Here is a 382-nt window from a genome sequence, read left to right as displayed (position 1 = left end):
GAGCAGAAGCTGGACCTGCTCCCCCGAGACCGCAGGAAGGCGCTGCCGGTCCACTGTAGGCATCTCCAGGCGCTTCACAGGGTTGGTGCTCAACAGCTCTTCCCTATACGCCCAGGTCAGCAATGCCCGCAGAGCCCGGGCATGAGCGTGTACGCCCCCAGGGGCGAGGCCATCGGCCTCCAGCTTCCGCAGGAAGGCCCGCAGGTGCTGCACCGTGAGGGCTTCTGCTTCCTGCGGAAGGCCGCCCTCCTGCACGAACCGCCCAAACGAGGTCCGGGTGGTGGCGTAGTACCGCAGGGTAGCCTTGGTGCGGCGTTTGGCCTGGAGGTGGAAAAAGAACTGCTGCCAGAGTTCGTCGGTGGTCATCCCGTCTCCTTCTGAC

The 382-nt window shown here is 65.4% G+C and carries 1 protein-coding gene; it reads right to left on the bottom strand.

Features of this window, described 5'->3' with window-relative positions:
* A partial coding sequence (locus JHD64_RS21275; RefSeq protein ID WP_199055624.1) for a site-specific integrase occupies nt 1–366 on the bottom strand: 366 nt, incomplete at its 3' end.
* Nucleotides 367–382 lie beyond the last annotated feature (16 nt).

The organism is Aquitalea sp. ASV15 (assembly GCF_016429115.1).
In the GTDB taxonomy this organism is placed as follows: domain Bacteria; phylum Pseudomonadota; class Gammaproteobacteria; order Burkholderiales; family Chromobacteriaceae; genus Aquitalea; species Aquitalea magnusonii.
Note: the sequence above shows the minus strand (reverse complement) of the source record. Positions and strands in the feature narration are given on the sequence as shown.